This is a genomic window from Bifidobacterium catenulatum DSM 16992 = JCM 1194 = LMG 11043 (assembly GCF_001025195.1).
Lineage (GTDB): Bacteria > Actinomycetota > Actinomycetes > Actinomycetales > Bifidobacteriaceae > Bifidobacterium > Bifidobacterium catenulatum.
Genome location: NZ_AP012325.1, coordinates 358,437 through 373,864 on the forward strand (window position 1 = coordinate 358,437; position 15,428 = coordinate 373,864).

Annotated in this window: 13 protein-coding genes and 3 tRNA genes; all 16 read left to right on the forward strand. The window is 53.1% G+C overall.

The features are described from left to right. The first annotated feature begins 82 nt into the window (after nt 1-82). Nucleotides 83-376, forward strand: a complete 294-nt coding sequence (groES, locus tag BBCT_RS01395) for a co-chaperone GroES (protein WP_011742802.1) — start codon at nt 83-85, stop codon at nt 374-376. Nucleotides 377-779: 403 nt separating this feature from the next. Continuing rightward, nucleotides 780-861: transfer RNA gene (locus BBCT_RS01400), tRNA-Tyr, on the forward strand. 1 nt (nt 862) lies between these two features. Next, nucleotides 863-934 (forward strand) — tRNA-Thr (locus BBCT_RS01405). Between the two features lie 5 nt (nt 935-939). Then, nucleotides 940-1,013: transfer RNA gene (locus BBCT_RS01410), tRNA-Met, on the forward strand. Nucleotides 1,014-1,065: 52 nt separating this feature from the next. After that, the gene (gene rpmG / locus BBCT_RS01415) at nt 1,066-1,236 is read left to right on the forward strand and encodes a 50S ribosomal protein L33 (RefSeq protein ID WP_003807891.1); all 171 of its coding nucleotides are present in this window, start codon (nt 1,066-1,068) and stop codon (nt 1,234-1,236) included. 108 nt (nt 1,237-1,344) lie between these two features. Further along, complete coding sequence (locus BBCT_RS01420; protein WP_003836050.1) at nt 1,345-2,544, forward strand: UDP-N-acetylmuramate dehydrogenase; 1,200 nt, start codon at nt 1,345-1,347, stop codon at nt 2,542-2,544. A 30-nt stretch (nt 2,545-2,574) separates the two neighbouring features. Then, a complete protein-coding gene (locus BBCT_RS01425; RefSeq protein WP_003836049.1) occupies nt 2,575-4,065 on the forward strand; it encodes an APC family permease in 1,491 nt (496 codons plus the stop codon). Nucleotides 4,066-4,101: 36 nt separating this feature from the next. After that, nucleotides 4,102-4,422, forward strand: coding sequence for a ferredoxin (gene fdxA, locus BBCT_RS01430; RefSeq protein WP_003836048.1), 321 nt, complete (start codon nt 4,102-4,104; stop codon nt 4,420-4,422). 79 nt (nt 4,423-4,501) lie between these two features. Then, nucleotides 4,502-5,656 (forward strand): succinyldiaminopimelate transaminase, encoded by a 1,155-nt coding sequence (gene dapC, locus BBCT_RS01435; RefSeq protein ID WP_003836047.1) that lies wholly within the window; start codon nt 4,502-4,504, stop codon nt 5,654-5,656. Between the two features lie 355 nt (nt 5,657-6,011). Continuing rightward, nucleotides 6,012-7,703 (forward strand): ABC transporter substrate-binding protein, encoded by a 1,692-nt coding sequence (locus BBCT_RS01440; RefSeq protein WP_226678154.1) that lies wholly within the window; start codon nt 6,012-6,014, stop codon nt 7,701-7,703. 86 nt (nt 7,704-7,789) lie between these two features. Continuing rightward, entirely contained in the window at nt 7,790-8,782 is a 993-nt protein-coding gene (locus BBCT_RS01445; protein ID WP_003836045.1) for an ABC transporter permease, read from the forward strand. A gap of 8 nt (nt 8,783-8,790) precedes the next feature. Further along, entirely contained in the window at nt 8,791-9,720 is a 930-nt protein-coding gene (locus BBCT_RS01450) for an ABC transporter permease (RefSeq protein WP_226678156.1), read from the forward strand. 5 nt (nt 9,721-9,725) lie between these two features. Next, entirely contained in the window at nt 9,726-10,577 is an 852-nt protein-coding gene (locus BBCT_RS01455; protein WP_003836043.1) for an ABC transporter ATP-binding protein, read from the forward strand. Nucleotides 10,578-10,588: 11 nt separating this feature from the next. Next, on the forward strand, nt 10,589-11,410 hold the full coding sequence (locus tag BBCT_RS01460) for an ABC transporter ATP-binding protein (protein ID WP_231858074.1): 822 nt from the start codon (nt 10,589-10,591) through the stop codon (nt 11,408-11,410). Between the two features lie 86 nt (nt 11,411-11,496). Next, nucleotides 11,497-13,128 (forward strand): glycoside hydrolase family 43 protein, encoded by a 1,632-nt coding sequence (locus BBCT_RS01465; RefSeq protein ID WP_003836041.1) that lies wholly within the window; start codon nt 11,497-11,499, stop codon nt 13,126-13,128. A 256-nt stretch (nt 13,129-13,384) separates the two neighbouring features. Next, nucleotides 13,385-15,427, forward strand: a complete 2,043-nt coding sequence (locus tag BBCT_RS01470) for a right-handed parallel beta-helix repeat-containing protein (RefSeq protein WP_003836038.1) — start codon at nt 13,385-13,387, stop codon at nt 15,425-15,427. Nucleotide 15,428: the final 1 nt, after the last annotated feature.

Genomic DNA, 15,428 nt, shown 5'->3' on the forward strand with positions numbered 1-15,428 from the left:
ACGCCGTAAGTGATCGTCAGCCTCTTGCAAGCGGGTCCCGGCGCGGTAAGTAACGATTTCTCTTAGAAAGAGGAGGTCCACAGTGTCGATCTCACTCACACCGTTGGAAGACAAGATCATCGTCAAGCAGGCGGAAGCCGAGACCCAGACCGCATCCGGTCTGTTCATTCCGGACAACGCCAAGGAGAAGCCGCAGCAGGGTGAAGTCCTGGCTGTCGGCCCGGGCCGTCGTAACGACGCCGGCGAGCGCATTCCGGTCGACGTCAAGGTCGGCGACAAGGTGCTGTACTCCAAGTATGGCGGCACCGAGGTGCACTATCAGGGTGAGGATTACCTGATCGTCTCCGCCCGCGATATTCTGGCCATTCTCGGCTGAGCGTAGCGCGTAGCTGTTTGAAGACCCCGTCAGCGAACGATTGGTGAACAATCGTTGCCGTTGGCGGGGTCTTGTTGATTTCAAGCGCTTGAAGTTCCTGCAATAGGCTGTGCGCGGTCAATGCGTGCCATGTTCATCGGCATTGGCGTGCTGGTGTTGGCATCGCTGTTCAAACGGTCTGCAGGAAAGTCCAGAAAAAATACTCATGATTTTTCTTTTCGGGATTTTTTTCGTGAGGATTTGCTCTGATTGGCGCTGACATGTGGCTGATAGTGGGAAAACGTTGGAATTTCAACGATTTGAGACTTTTTGAGCTGTTGCGACACGCCGTATTTGCATTATTCGCATGGTCTGTGGCATACTAAACGGGTTGCCGGTTCGGGTTCAACCAAACAGGCAGCACGGCGGATTTCCCAAGCGGTCAAAGGGAACTGACTGTAAATCAGTCGCCTCGTGCTTCAGTGGTTCGAATCCACTATCCGCCACGCCTCGATAGCTCAGTGGTAGAGCACTTCCTTGGTAAGGAAGAGGTCGTGAGTCCGATTCTCACTCGAGGCTCTCATGGCGGGATAGCTCAGCTGGCTAGAGCGTACGACTCATAATCGTAAGGTCAAGAGTTCGAGTCTCTTTCTCGCTACAAAGGTCGACGGAACGTCGGCATAGCAACGAACCACAAGAGGTGAACTTAAATGGCAAGCAAGAGCGCCGACATTCGTCCGGGCATCACGCTGGCATGCACCGAGTGCAAGGAGCGTAACTACATCACGACGAAGAACCGCCGTAATACGCCGGATCGTCTTGAGCTGAAGAAGTTCTGCTCCCGCTGCGGTAAGCAGACCGTGCATCGCGAGACCCGCTGAGCGAGTTCAAAGCTTTCAACCCGACCAATTGGTCGGGTTTTTTTGTTTTCTCCGAAACCCCTCTTGACACCTTTTCAGCTGCCTTCCCCGCACGCTAAGCTAATCACCATGACTAATTTCGCAGATCTCACCACTATTGCCGTAGGCGGGCCAATCGCATCCTTTATTGAACCGACCTCGCGTGTCGGCGTTATTGAAGCCGTTGAAGATGCCGACGCCAAAGGCTTGCCGTTGTGCGTGATCGGAGGCGGATCCAACATGCTCGTGGCCGACACGCCGTTCGATGGCGTCGTGGTCCGTGATGCGCGACACGCCGTAAGTGTGCTTGATGAGGCAGCGCCTGCCGAAAACGACGAAAAAATCGTGCATGTCAACGCCGAAGCCGGATGCAATTGGGATGATTTCGTCGACTACTGCGTCGGGCTTGGCCTGGAAGGCGTGGAAGGACTTTCCGGCATTCCGGGCACCGTCGGCGCGTCAGTGGTGCAGAATATTGGCGCATACGGCCAAGAGGTCGCATCCAGCGTCGAAAGCGTGGAAGTCTGGGACCGCAAAGACAAGCAAACCAAAGAGCTCACCAATCAGGAACTGCATTTCGGTTACCGTATGAGTGCGCTCAAAGCCAGCATGTACAGCGCTCCGGCCACGCCCGCAGCCGACTTCTTCCCGACGCCGCGTTACGTGGTGTTGTCCGTCACCTTCGCTTTGCATCACAGCGCAACCGGTGTGGTCGGCTACGGGCAGCTCGCCAAGGCATTGGGCGTGGAAGTGGGCGAACGCATGTCGACAACGGATATTCGCAACGCGGTATTGAACGTACGTGCCTCCAAGGGCATGCTTGAGGATTCCCACCGTTACTTGACCGAAGCCATGCGCGGCACCAAAAAAAGCGAACTGGTCGCCATCGCGCATAATGCGCAGCGTACACAGGCAGGCAATGACGAACCCGACTATAATCGCCATAGCTGTGGCAGCTTCTTCATGAATCCGATTCTCCCCAAAGAGCAGGCGGCAAAGCTTCCCGAAGATGCGCCGCGATTCAGCGCTACCCTGCCGGATGGCACGCCTGGAGTCAAAACGTCCGCAGCATGGCTTATCGATCATGCAGGCTTCCATAAAGGCTACAAAACCAGCGAAAACGCTACTGCGGGACTGTCCACCATGCATACGTTGGCGTTGACCAACCGAGGAGGAGCCTCAGCAGCCGATATCGTGAAGCTTGCCAAAACCGTGCAGGATGGTGTCGAGCGGGCGTACGGCATCCGTCTCGTTCCAGAGCCGGTCGTCATCGGCATGAGCCTCAAGTAAACGTAAGAACGAAGGGAGAAGGGAAACGTAATGAACGTATTACGCAAGAAATCCGTCGAGCAGACGCTGGCGGAAACAGAGGAGTCGGGGCATTCCCTGAAACGAGACCTGACCTGGTGGGATTTGGCCATTATGGGCGTGGCCGTGGCAGTCGGCGCGGGCATCTTCTCCATCGGAGCCCAGGCGGCAGCCTTCCATGCGGGTCCGGCCGTAATCATCAGCTTCCTCATCGCCGGCGTGGTATGTGGTGCGGCCGTAATGTGCTATGCCGAATTCGCGTCCATGATTCCGGTTGCGGGATCCGCCTACACCTTCACCTACACCACCGTCGGTGAGATCGTCGCGTGGGTGATCGGCTGGGATCTGATCCTTGAAATGCTGATGGCAGGCTCCGTCGTCTCCAAATATTGGGGCGTCTATCTCAACGATTTCTTCCGGCTGGTTGGCTGGAATATCAACACCAACATCACCATCGGATCATTCAATTTCGATTTCGCGCCAATCATCGTCGTAGCTTTCTTCACGGCACTCTTGGTGTGCGGTACGAAAATCGGCGCACGAGTCGACGGCGCGCTCACCATACTGAAAATCGCCATCGTGCTATTCGTTGTAATCGTCGGATTCTTCTACGTCAAAGCCGAAAACTTCACCCCATTCATTCCACCGAGCGAACCAGCGACCGCCACCGGATCCGGGTTGACCGCAACCATGGAGCAGCCATTATGGCAGTGGGCCACCGGCATGACCCCCAGCATTTACGGCATTGCCGGCATCATCTCCGGAGCCGCGCTCGTGTTCTTCGCGTTCCTCGGCTTCGATGTGGTCGCCACCACCTCCGAAGAAACCGTCAATCCGAAGAAGAATGTTCCGCTGGGCATCGGCGTGGGCATGGGACTGATCATCGTGCTCTACACCCTCGTTGCCATTGTCACCACCGGCATGGTCTCCTACAAAGACCTCGCCAAGCAGAAAGACCCGTCGCTCGCCACGGCATTCGAAATGGTCGGCGCTGACTGGGCCGCCAAAATCATCAGTTTCGGCATTGTGATCGGCCTGGCAACCGTGGTCATGGTGCTGCTGCTCGGCCTGACCCGCGTGGTGTTCGCCATGAGCCGAGATGGCCTGCTGCCGCGCTCGCTCAGTCACACGGGCAAGCACGGCACTCCAGTACGTCTGCAGATTGCCGTCGGCGTGGTCATGGCGCTCATCGCAGCCAGCTGCAACGTCAGTATCCTTGCCGACATGGTGAACATCGGCACGCTGTCGGCATTCACCCTTGTTTCAATCTCTATTCCAATCATGCGCAAGAAGCGCCCCGACCTGAAGCGAGTCTTCAAAATCCCCGGCAATCCATGGGTGCCTATCATCATCGCGCTCGCCAACATCTGGCTCATGCTCAACCTGAGCGTGCTCACCTGGATTCGATTCGTGGTCTGGCTTGCGGTCGGCTTCTGCATCTACTTCGGCTACGGCTACCGCCACGCCCGACTCGGTACGGGAGAGCTGGAAGTTGGCAATTAAGAGTAGTCTTGAACGGTAAGTGTTAAGGAGGTAACCATGCCATACGTTGTCGCTCAGCCGTGCGTCGATGTCAAAGACAAGGCCTGCGTGGACGAATGCCCGGTCGATTGCATCTATGAGGGCTCCCGTTCCCTGTATATCAATCCGAACGAATGCGTGGATTGCGGTGCATGCGAACCGGTGTGCCCGACCGAAGCCATCTTCTATGAAGACGATCTGCCAGACGAGTGGGCTTGGTACAAGGATGCCGCAGTCAGCTTCTTCGCCGAAGTTGGTGATATGGGCGGCGCTTCCGCAGCCGGCCCGATCGGCAAGGATCCGGAGCAGGTAGCTGCTCTGCCGCCGCAAAATCAGTGATTGGCATTTGAAAGCGGCCTTTTCCCGTTGGAAGAGGCCGCATATTTTGTTTATAGAGGATTATTAAGGAGTTTTCACGATGGGCTTTCATGAGTTTTCTTCGCCATACGATTGGTCGCGTATCGCAGCATACAAGCGCACGGCAAAAGCTGCGTTCGGAGGCATGATCGACCTGTCCGTGGGATCTCCCGTCGATCCTGTGCCCGACTCGGTGCGCAAGGCGCTCGCAGCGGCGGCGAATGATCCGAATGCGTATGGATATCCGGCTACTGCAGGTACTGCCGATTTACGTACTGCGATTGCTGAATGGTTTTCGGCGACTCGCAATGTTGATTTGCAGGCGATTCATGCTGATGTGGTGCCTACCGTCGGCTCCAAAGAGGGTGTTGCGTTGATGGCGTCGCTACTGCATTTCGGTGAGGATGATGTTGTGGTGCAGCCGAAGGTTTCGTACCCGACGTATGAGATCGGCACGCAGTTGGCTGGGGCGAAGGTGCTTAAGGTCGACGATGTGGCTGATGTTGCGTCGTGGCGCAATGTGCCTGGTGTCAAAGCGGTGTGGGTGAATTCCCCTTGCAATCCGACGGGCGAGGTGTATTCGGCCGAGCGGATGGCTGGCATTGTCGCAGCTGCGCGTGAGATCGGCGCGGTGGTGCTTTCCGACGAATGCTATGCGCTGATGCAGTGGAGGGGTGCTGTGAATGGTGCTGAAGGTGAAGCTGATTCACTTGCGTCGACGCCGTGCGCGCTTTGTGACGATGTGTGTTTGGGCTCCGCCGAGGGCGTGCTGGTGCTTTATTCGTTGAGCAAGCAGAGCAATATGGCTGGGTATCGTACCGCGTTCATTGCCGGAGATGAGTCTTTGATTGCATCGATGAGTGCATATCGCAAGCAAATTGGTCAGATTATTCCTGGTCCGGTGCAGGCTGCGATGGCTGCCGGATTGCGTGATCTGGAATCCGTCAAGGTTCAGCATGCGCGCTATCGGGAACGTCTCAGCGTGTTGGTGAGCGCGTTGCGTGCTTACGGATACTGCACCGACATGCCGGATGGTGCATTGTATGTGTGGGTAAGAGCCAAGTCGGGCGATTGTTGGACCGATATGGAGCAGCTTGCCAAGATTGGCATCATCGCCAGTCCCGGCGAGTTCTATGGTGCGCCGGAATGTCTGCGTTTCTCCGCCACCGCCAGCGACGAGGCGATCGCTTCCGCTGCTGAACGTTTGGCGCGCTAAGTCGATATGCAAAAGGGCTTCCGGCAATCGCTGGAAGCCTTTTATCTGCGGAGTCAGGGGGAGTCCAACGCCCATGCGTCTTATGATTATGCGCAGCTGTTGATGTCGCTGATGGCAAAGTGAACGGCGTAGGCTAGGCCGCAGGGCGTCGTCCCTGATTTACTTAAATCTATTCGAAAGTTTCGTAAATATTTGCATATAGAACTTTCGTAACAAAAAATTTTAAGTATTTAGTTAAGTGACTTGACTTTCTTGAAAATCAAGTCATATAATCAAGTAGTGCTTTAACTGAAATGCTAAAGCATCTATGAAACATGACGATGTGTGTTCATGCATGTCACCAAAGGAGAAAGACATGATGAAGTCAAGAACTTGGAAACGAGTGCTTGCTGCTGTTTGCGCTGGTGTAGCGGCCGTTTCAATGGCTGCTTGCGGCGGAGGTACTAATAACACCGCGAAGGACGGAGTCATTATCAACAGTGTTATGAATTCAACTTCGCAGGCGTCGTTGAATTATAATCCGTTCTCTTCTACAGCTTTGACCGGTGTGGTCGGTGCTCTGTACGAGCCATTGTTCTATATGAACAACCTTAAGGACGACCCTACTAAGCTGGAACCGCTAATGGGTAAATCCTACACTATCAGTGACGATGCGAAAACTATTGATGTAACGATTCGTGACGGTGAAAAGTGGTCTGATGGCGAACCTTACACTACCGAAGATGTTGCATACACATTCAACCTCCTTAATTCCAACAAGGCTTTGAATACCAGTGGCTTTGCTGGCTCTGCCAAGGTCCTTAGCGATACGGAAGTTCGTATCACTTTGGACAAGCCTGAATCGGTGAATGCTCTGTCGTATCTGTCCGGCACGATGATTGTTCCGAAGCATGTGTGGGAAAAGATCGATGATCCGGTGACCTATACCAATAAAGACGCTGTTGGCTCTGGGCCTTTCACAGTTAAGGGCGGGAACTTTTCCCCAACCGCTTACACGTTTAAGAAGAATCCGTACTACTGGGATGAAGGTAAGCCTGAAATTGATGGCGTCCGTTATGTTCTGATCACCGGTGGCACCCAAGCTTCTCAAAATGCCTTGACCGCTGGCGATGTGGACTGGATGTCTGCGATCTTCCCGAATATGGATGATGTGCTGTCGGGATATCCTGATATTAAGACGGTTAACGTTCCTTCTAGTCAGATGGCATTCATGACCTGTTCGAACAAAGAACTCGGCTGCAGTGGTCCTACCACTGATCCGGCAGTGCGCAAGGCTATCTATTACGCTCTTGATCGTAATCAGATTAATAAACTCGCTCTGAATGGCCAGTACAGTGAGCTGGCTGGTTCTCTGTATCCGTATGGACAGTTCACCAAGTACGCTTCGGATGACGTCCCGGATTCACCTATTCCAGGTAAAGGACGTACGGATGAAGCCGTCAAGATACTGGAGGACGCCGGCTATACGAAGGGTGATGACGGCATCTATCAGAAGGACGGAGTTAAGCTGAGCATCAAAGTCGCTGTTATGAGTGATGTCTCTGACTGGATCAACGCGATTAACGTCGCCTCGCAGCAGCTGAAAAAAATCGGTATTGATCTGCATGCGGACCAAATGTCTTCTAATGAATGGACTCAGGCGATGCAGCAGGGCCAGTTTGAAATGTCCATTTATGGTCTGTGGGTCGCAGGTGCCGAACCATGGATGTTCTACAACCAGTTCTATGCCACTGCCAATACGGCTGCAGTGGGTAAAAGCGCTTGGCCTAATTACGCTCGCTACAGCAATAAGACCGTGGATGATGCTCTTAATGTCATCAATACCACCACTGATGTGGCGACCAAGAAGTCTGAATATGAGAAGATTCAGACTCAGGTGTTTGAGGACATGCCGTATATCCCGATTCTGCGTCAATCCGGTCTGAGCGAAGTGTGGAGCGATAAGGTTACCGGTTGGCCGACAGACGATAACGTCTATGCTAATCCGCAGACTTGGGCAAATCCTGATTTGGGCATTGTCCTGAAGAACCTGAAGGTTAAGAAGTAACCTGACGGATTTTATGAATCAACGGTGCACAAGGCGTTTTAGCTGTGCGTTTTGTGCACCATTTTTCCATGTAGAAATGAGGTAACATGAGGTTCTACCTGAAAAAGATAGGATTTTACCTTGTTGCATTGTTTGCGGCTTTGACATTGAACTTTGCCATCCCGCGACTGATGCCAGGTGATCCGGTTTCAGCTGTTCTTACCAGGCTCGCATCGCGAGGTGGTACTGTTGCGCCCGAAACAAGGGAAGCGATTACTGCAATGCTGGGACAAGATGGAGGCAACATCTTCCAGCAGTATATTGGTTATCTGAAGAATATCTTCACCGGCAACTGGGGCGTATCTGTAACGTATTTCCCCAACCAAGTTACAACGTCCATTGCTTCTGCACTGCCTTGGACCATTTGTCTTGTCGGCACAACCACGATTATATCGTTCTTTGTTCAACAGGCTCTTGGTATCTGGGCTGGTTGGCGTCGTGGTGGCGCTTTTGATAACATCATTTCCCCTGTGTCCACCATTTTCCAAGCTGTTCCTTACTTCTGGCTTGCACTCATCTTCATTTGGGTGTTTGCCCGTACGCTGCATTGGTTCCCTCAGTCAGGCGGATACAATTATCGTGAGGTTGTGCCCGGCTTCACTTGGGAATTCTTCTCGAGCGCAGTGCAGTATGCAATCTTGCCGGCCTTGACGATTCTTGTCAGCTCTCTGGGCATGGGTGTTGTCGGTATGCGTAATATGATGGTCTCCACGTTGTCTGAGGACTACATTGTTACTGCTGAGGCCAAGGGTTTAAGTCCTAAACGCGTTATGATGTGCTACGCAGCTCGTAATGCAGTGTTGCCATCCATTTCTGGCTTTGGCACGTCTATCGGTGCAGTGGTGGGTGGATCGCTGCTTACTGAACAGGTGTTCTCCTATCCAGGTGTTGGTCAGATGCTTTTGCAAGCAGTGACCAGTAACGATTACGCGCTGATGCAAGGTATCTTCCTGATTATTACCGTTACTGTTCTAGTCGTGAACTTTATCATTGATTTGCTTTACGGCATTATCGATCCACGTACGCGGCAACAGGATTGAGGTTAAATATGTCTGCAACAAATTCTTCTGCTGCTGTGGCTCGTAGCCAAGCTAAACGTCGTCGCTCCGCTTTGGATTCTCTCAAGCGAGTTCTTCCTGAGCGTTCTGCAAAATTGACGGCTGGATTAACCATTGTGATCGCAATGGTTTTGTTCGCCATTATTGTTCCTATCTTCACGAAGGATCCTAATAAGATCAATGACATTGGCTTGTCTGCGCCATCTGCCCAGCATTGGTTGGGCACTACGCAGTCTGGCCAGGATGTTTTCACTCAGCTTGGCTATTCTGTCCGTGGCTCTCTGATTATTGGCTTTGCTGTTGGCTTGATTGCAACTGCGTTGTCGTTCATTTTTGGTGTTTTGGGCACATATATTGGCGGAATTTGGGATGATTTGTTCTCTCTGATTACCAATATCATGCTGGTGATTCCGGGGTTGCCTCTGACCATCGTGATTTCTGCATTGATGCCTTCCAAGGGCACGATGATGTTGGTCATTGTTATTTCAATCACCGCATGGGCTGGCGGTGCCCGTGTACTGCGGGCGCAAACATTGTCGATGCGTGGGCGTGATTATGTTCTTGCCGCAAAAATTGCAGGTGAACGTCCGTGGCGCGTGATTACCGTTGAAATTCTGCCTAATCTGTTGCCTGTGATGGGATCGCAGTTTGTGTTCTCCGTTATTATGGCAATCCTGAGTGAGTCTTCGTTGTCCTTCATTGGCCTGGGATCGACCCAATCCTTCTCGCTGGGAACCATGCTGTATTACGCGCAGAACGGTTCTGCTCTGAACACGGGCGCATGGTGGTGGTTCCTGCCACCGGGACTGATGATCGCTATCATCGGCGCCGGATTGTCCTTCATTAATTTCTCCATCGATGAAGTCATCAATCCGCGACTACGTAAGCCTACCAAGAAAAGCAAGGGAAGGAAAGGGTGAACACGATGGCGACTCAGAATTCTGATATCCTGCTTTCGGTCGATAACCTCGACGTTATCTACGATACGGATAATCCGGTGCACGCCGTGCAGAACGCTACATTCGAATTGCGTCGCGGTGAGATGCTTGGTTTGGCTGGTGAATCCGGTTGCGGCAAGAGTACATTGGCGTATAGCATCAATCAAATGCTGAAAGCTCCGGGTAAGATTAACTCTGGCTCTGTGATTTTCCATGATAAGTCAGGGAAAGATATTGATATCCGTGCTTTGTCGGGGCGTTCATTGCGTGAATACCGTTGGGAGAAAACCTCCATGGTGTTTCAGGGCGCCATGAATTCATTAAGTCCTGTAACTAAGATTGGTAAGCAGCTTGCCGATATTTATAAAACTCATCGTCCTCAGATGGCGAAGAGCGAACGACAAGACCGTTGCGCACATTTGCTTGAGATGGTGCATGTTGATCCAAATCGTCTAGCTGCTTACCCGTTTGAACTTTCCGGCGGCATGCGTCAGCGTGTGATGATTGCCATGGCTTTGGCTCTTGAGCCGCAGCTGATTATTATGGATGAACCGACCACGGCGTTGGACGTTGTTGTACAGCGTGAAATCATCGAGGAAATTTCGGAACTGCGCCGTGACAAGGGCTTCTCTGTTATTTTTATCACGCATGATTTGCCGATGCTCTTGGAGATCACGGACAAAATTGCTGTGATGAAAGATGGTGTCATCGTAGAACAAGGCGTTTCTGAAGACGTGTATTTCAATCCGAAGCATCCGTATACACAACGGTTGCTGAGCTCGTTCCCATCTTTGACAGGAGATCGTGGCTCATTCGTTCGTGTTCCACGCCATGCGTGAAAGGAATAATCATGTCAGTATTGAAGCTTGAGCATGTGAAAAAAGATTTCACCCTGCGTAATGGTTTGAAAACCACGACGATTCATGCGGTGAAGGATGCATCATTCGAGTTAGCTTCGGATAAGACCATTGCTCTTGTTGGTGAGTCTGGTTCCGGGAAATCGACAATCGCCCGAATGATTACATGTTTGGAGACGCCGACTTCTGGAAGCATCACGTTGGACGGCAAGCCTGTTCCTACGCATGGTAAGGATTTGTATGAATACCGTCATAATGTGCAAATGGTATTTCAGGATCCGTTCGCTTCCTTGAATCCATATCATACGATTTTCCACCATATTCTTCGTCCTCTTATGATTAATCACATGGCAAATAGCCAAGAGGAATATGAGCAGAAGGTTATCGAACTGCTGGAACGTGTTGAATTAACGCCTGCCGTCAATTTCATGTATCGACGCCCTCATGAGCTGTCTGGTGGACAGCGTCAGCGCGTCGCAATTGCACGTGCATTGGCTCCTAAGCCAAAGGTTCTAATTGCGGATGAGCCTGTTTCGATGTTGGATGTTTCTTTGCGGTTAGGCGTGCTTAACCTGCTGTCTAGAATTCAGCAGGAAGAACACATCGGCATGCTGTACATTACCCATGATCTGGCGACTGCTCGCCATTTTTCGGATGAGATTATGGTGATGTGTCATGGAAACATTATTGAACATGGTCCTTCTGATGATGTGATTTTGAATCCGCAGCAAGACTACACGAAAGTGTTGCTTAATGCCGCGCCTGATCCGGAGAAGCATTTCGCGAAGATTCGTGACGAGCGTAGCCGTCAGTAATACCGCATGGAATACGTCTGATCATCATCTGATTGCTTGCAACTCCCTCGGCCTATGGCCGAGGGTTCCATATAAAGGAGTACTTTATGCAAATCGCAAACCCCGTTCTCCCGGGATTCAATGCCGATCCCTCGATGATTCGGGTCGGGGATACCTACTACATCGCCAATTCCACGTTCGAATGGTTCCCAGGTGTCCGTCTGCACGAGTCCAAGGACATGGTCCATTGGAACCTGTTGCCGAGTCCACTGAGCCGCACGAGCCAGCTTGACATGCGCGGCAATCCGTCATCCGGTGGCATCTGGGCTCCGGATCTTTCCTATGCGGACGGCAAATTCTGGCTGATCTACACGGACGTGAAGGTCGTGAACGGTGCGTTCAAGGATTGCACGAACTATTTGGTCACTGCCGAAAGTATCCATGGTCCGTGGAGCGAGCCGATTCGCGTGAACGGTGTCGGCTTCGACGCAAGCCTGTTCCATGACGACGATGGCCGCAAGTATCTGGTGCAGCAGACTTGGGATTTTCGTGAGTACCATCATGGCTTCGACGGCATCACACTGACCGAATTCGATGTGAAGACGATGAAGCTCAAGCCGGAAACTGAACGTACGATTTGGCGCGGTACGGACGTCAAACTCACCGAGGGACCACATCTGTACAAGATCAATGGCTATTACTACCTGTTCGCCGCTGAAGGCGGTACCGTGTATACGCATCAGGAAGTCGTGGCCCGATCCAAGTCTTTGGACGCGTTGTCCTTCGAAGGCATGCCGTCGAATCCGTTCATCACGAATTTCGACACGCCGCGTTCCTATCTGCAAAAGCAGGGGCATGGCGCGCTGGTCGATACCCCGTCCGGCGAATGGTATTACGCCTCGCTGTGCGGTCGTCCGTGGCATCACGACAATGAATCCTTCACTGATCCGCGCGGCTGGTGCACGCTGGGGCGTGAAACCTCCATCCAGAAGGTCGAATGGACCGAGGATGGCTGGCCGTATATTGTCGGAGGCCATGGCGGACAGCGTTATGTGGATGCTCCGAAGGATGCCATCGAGACCGAGGCACCTGCGGATCACAGCCAGCATGACGATTTCATGTCCGATACGTTGGATTTGAATTGGAATACGCTGCGTGTGCCGTTCGATGGCGAGATGGGCAAGGTCGGTGGCGGCGTGTTGGAACTGCGTGGCCAGGGCTCGCTGTGCAACCTTTTCGATCTGTCGTTGGTGGCACGTCGTTGGCAGGCGTTCAACTTCGATGCGACCGTAAAGGTTGAGTTCGATCCGAAGAACTACCGCCAGATGGCCGGCCTGACGAACTACTACGATGATTTATGCTGGTCGTGGGTGTTCGTGACTTGGGACGAGCGGCGGCAATGCCGCGTGATTGAGGTCGCTCAGAACGATTTCAACAACTACACGTCGTTCCTGCGGGATACCGCTCCAGCAGTGCCGGATGACGTGAAGTCCGTGTGGCTGCGCACGAAGGTGCGCAAGCAGTGGTATTCGTATGAATATTCGTTTGATGGGACTTCATGGGTCGATCTGGGCGTGAAACTGGACGCGAAGATCCTGTCGGACGACTATATCCTGCGTCGATACGGCGGATTCTTCACCGGAGCATTCGTCGGTTTGGCTGCAGTCGATCTTTCTGGATACGACAGGGTTGCGAAATTCAGCGAATTCGATTATCGGGAATTGCCCGATAACGAGTAGGTGTTTTGGTGGCGACGGGAGCTGTGTTTTCGTCGCCACTGACGTATGCAAGCCGTCATGAATCGTATACGGAGGCTTTATGTGGACTTGTCAAAGATGGAAGAAGGAAGAGCAACGATGCTTGCGATGCCGAAGATTTTCGATGACGGATGTGTGCTGCAATCCGGGCAGGACGTACCGGTATGGGGTTGGTGCGAACCATGGCGGAGCGTTACTGTTACGGTTCAGGAACATGTGTGAATAAGGAGATTCAGGAATGAAGTTTGAATACCATGTCAAACCAACCGGCAGCGATGCTGCGTGCGGCGACGCGGAGCATCCGTTCGCCACGATTTCCAAGGCCGCGCAGATGGCCTCTCCGGGTGATACGGTAATCGTGCATGAAGGCGTATACCGCGAACAAGTCAATCCGAGACGCGGCGGTCTGAGTGAACATGAGCGCATCACCTACTGCGGAGCCGAAGGCGAAGCACGGCCGGTTATCAAAGGCTCGGAATGCGTGCAGGGCTGGACGGAATTGGCCGATCATCCGCATGTGTGGACGGTGATGCTTGATAATACGATGTTCGGGGATTTCAATCCATTCGCGACCCCGATTTTCGGCGACTGGCTGGAAATGCCTAAGTTCGGCAAGGATCCGGACAAACATCTTGGCGATGTGTATCTCAACGGTGTTTCCTTCTTCGAATCGACGACGTTGGAAGGCGTATACGATCCGCAGCCGCGTGATACGGATGAGGATTTCGTGTTGAAGATTCCCTGCCCCGTGCCGGATGTGGACCGTACACGTTATGTATGGCATGCCGAAGTGGACGAAAATGCCGGCACCACAACGATCTGGGCGAATTTCCAAGGTGCCGATCCGAATGAGGAACTGGTGGAGGTCAGTGTTCGTCGCACATGCTTCTTCCCTTCCCACAACCATGTCAACTACATCACCGTGCGTGGCTTTGAAATGGCGCAGGCCACTGGAGATTGGGCGCCGCCTACCTCGCAGCAGTGGGGCATGATCGGCCCGAACTGGTCGTATGGCTGGATCATCGAAGACAACGTGCTGCATGACGCCAAATTCTCCGCGGTGTCATTGGGCAAGGAAATCTCATCCGGCGACAACGAGTGGGCGAAAACCGAGCGCAAGACCGGTTACCAGTACCAGTTGGAGGCCGTGTTCAAGGCCCGTCGCATCGGCTGGGAAAAGGGGCTGATCGGCGGTCATATCGTACGCAACAACGACATCTATGAGTGCGGACAGAATGCCATCGTCGGACATATGGGCAGCGCATTCTGCCGTATCGAGCATAACCATGTCCATCACATTGCGTTGAAGCGTGAATTCTTCGGATGGGAGGTCGCTGGCATCAAATTCCATGCCGCATTGGATACGGTCATTGCCAACAACAACATCCACGACTGCTCGCTGGGCATGTGGATGGATTGGCAGACGCAGGGCACGCGCATCACGCGCAATGTGTTCCACGATAACGTCCGTGACCTCATGATTGAAGTGAGTCATGGGCCGTATCTGGTGGACAATAACGTTTTCGCCTCGCCGGTGATGTTCCAGAACTGGTCGCAAGGTGGTGCCTTCGTCAACAATCTGATTTGCGGCGGCATTGAACCGCATACCGTCCCCGACCGTTCCACGCCGTATCACTATCCGCACACCACCGAGGTGGCCGGGTGCGCTGTGGTATCCGGCGGCGATGAGCGTTGGCTGAACAATATGTTCGCGCCGCAACCGGTGAAACCGACCGTCGGTGAATATGGTTTGTCCGCCTACAGCGATTGCCCGATGTCGATGCATGAATACTTGGAACGCCAGCGGGCCATGTGGGCAGATCCTTCGCAGGGTGGTGGCGAGCGCAATCCTCTGCAGTCTCTATACGCGGGCGGCAACATCTATCTGTCCGGCGCACAGGGGCTGAACAAGCAGGAAGGTGCGGCCGACGATTCGGAACGCATGCAGGAGGACGCCCCGTTCTTCGGCGGCACCGCCTCCACGAGCGTTGCGTGTGATGAGCCCATGCCGGTGACATTGGTCGAAGAACCCGATGGACTGTACCTGCAGTGCACTGTGCCACAGGCCGTCACCGATACCAGAATGCAGGTCGTCACCAGCGATATGCTCGGCGTGCCTCGCATCGTGGAGGAACGCTATGAACAGCCCGATGGCAGTGACTATGTGCTGGACACCGACTTGCTGGGACAAGCCTTGACGACAACGGAACGCAAGGCCGGGGCGTTGAATGGTCTTGTCTCCGGAGAGAATCACATCCGAATCTGGGAATGGAACAACTGAT

Excerpts from the sequence above, each read along its gene's own strand:
- rpmG (WP_003807891.1), top strand. The coding sequence starts at position 1,066 with ATGGCAAGCAAGAGCGCCGACATTCGTCCGGGCATCACGCTGGCATGC.
- BBCT_RS01420 (WP_003836050.1), top strand. The coding sequence starts at position 1,345 with ATGACTAATTTCGCAGATCTCACCACTATTGCCGTAGGCGGGCCAATC.
- BBCT_RS01425 (WP_003836049.1), top strand. The coding sequence starts at position 2,575 with ATGAACGTATTACGCAAGAAATCCGTCGAGCAGACGCTGGCGGAAACA.
- fdxA (WP_003836048.1), top strand. The coding sequence starts at position 4,102 with ATGCCATACGTTGTCGCTCAGCCGTGCGTCGATGTCAAAGACAAGGCC.
- dapC (WP_003836047.1), top strand. The coding sequence starts at position 4,502 with ATGGGCTTTCATGAGTTTTCTTCGCCATACGATTGGTCGCGTATCGCA.
- BBCT_RS01440 (WP_226678154.1), top strand. The coding sequence starts at position 6,012 with ATGATGAAGTCAAGAACTTGGAAACGAGTGCTTGCTGCTGTTTGCGCT.
- BBCT_RS01445 (WP_003836045.1), top strand. The coding sequence starts at position 7,790 with ATGAGGTTCTACCTGAAAAAGATAGGATTTTACCTTGTTGCATTGTTT.
- BBCT_RS01450 (WP_226678156.1), top strand. The coding sequence starts at position 8,791 with ATGTCTGCAACAAATTCTTCTGCTGCTGTGGCTCGTAGCCAAGCTAAA.
- BBCT_RS01455 (WP_003836043.1), top strand. The coding sequence starts at position 9,726 with ATGGCGACTCAGAATTCTGATATCCTGCTTTCGGTCGATAACCTCGAC.
- BBCT_RS01460 (WP_231858074.1), top strand. The coding sequence starts at position 10,589 with ATGTCAGTATTGAAGCTTGAGCATGTGAAAAAAGATTTCACCCTGCGT.
- BBCT_RS01465 (WP_003836041.1), top strand. The coding sequence starts at position 11,497 with ATGCAAATCGCAAACCCCGTTCTCCCGGGATTCAATGCCGATCCCTCG.
- BBCT_RS01470 (WP_003836038.1), top strand. The coding sequence starts at position 13,385 with ATGAAGTTTGAATACCATGTCAAACCAACCGGCAGCGATGCTGCGTGC.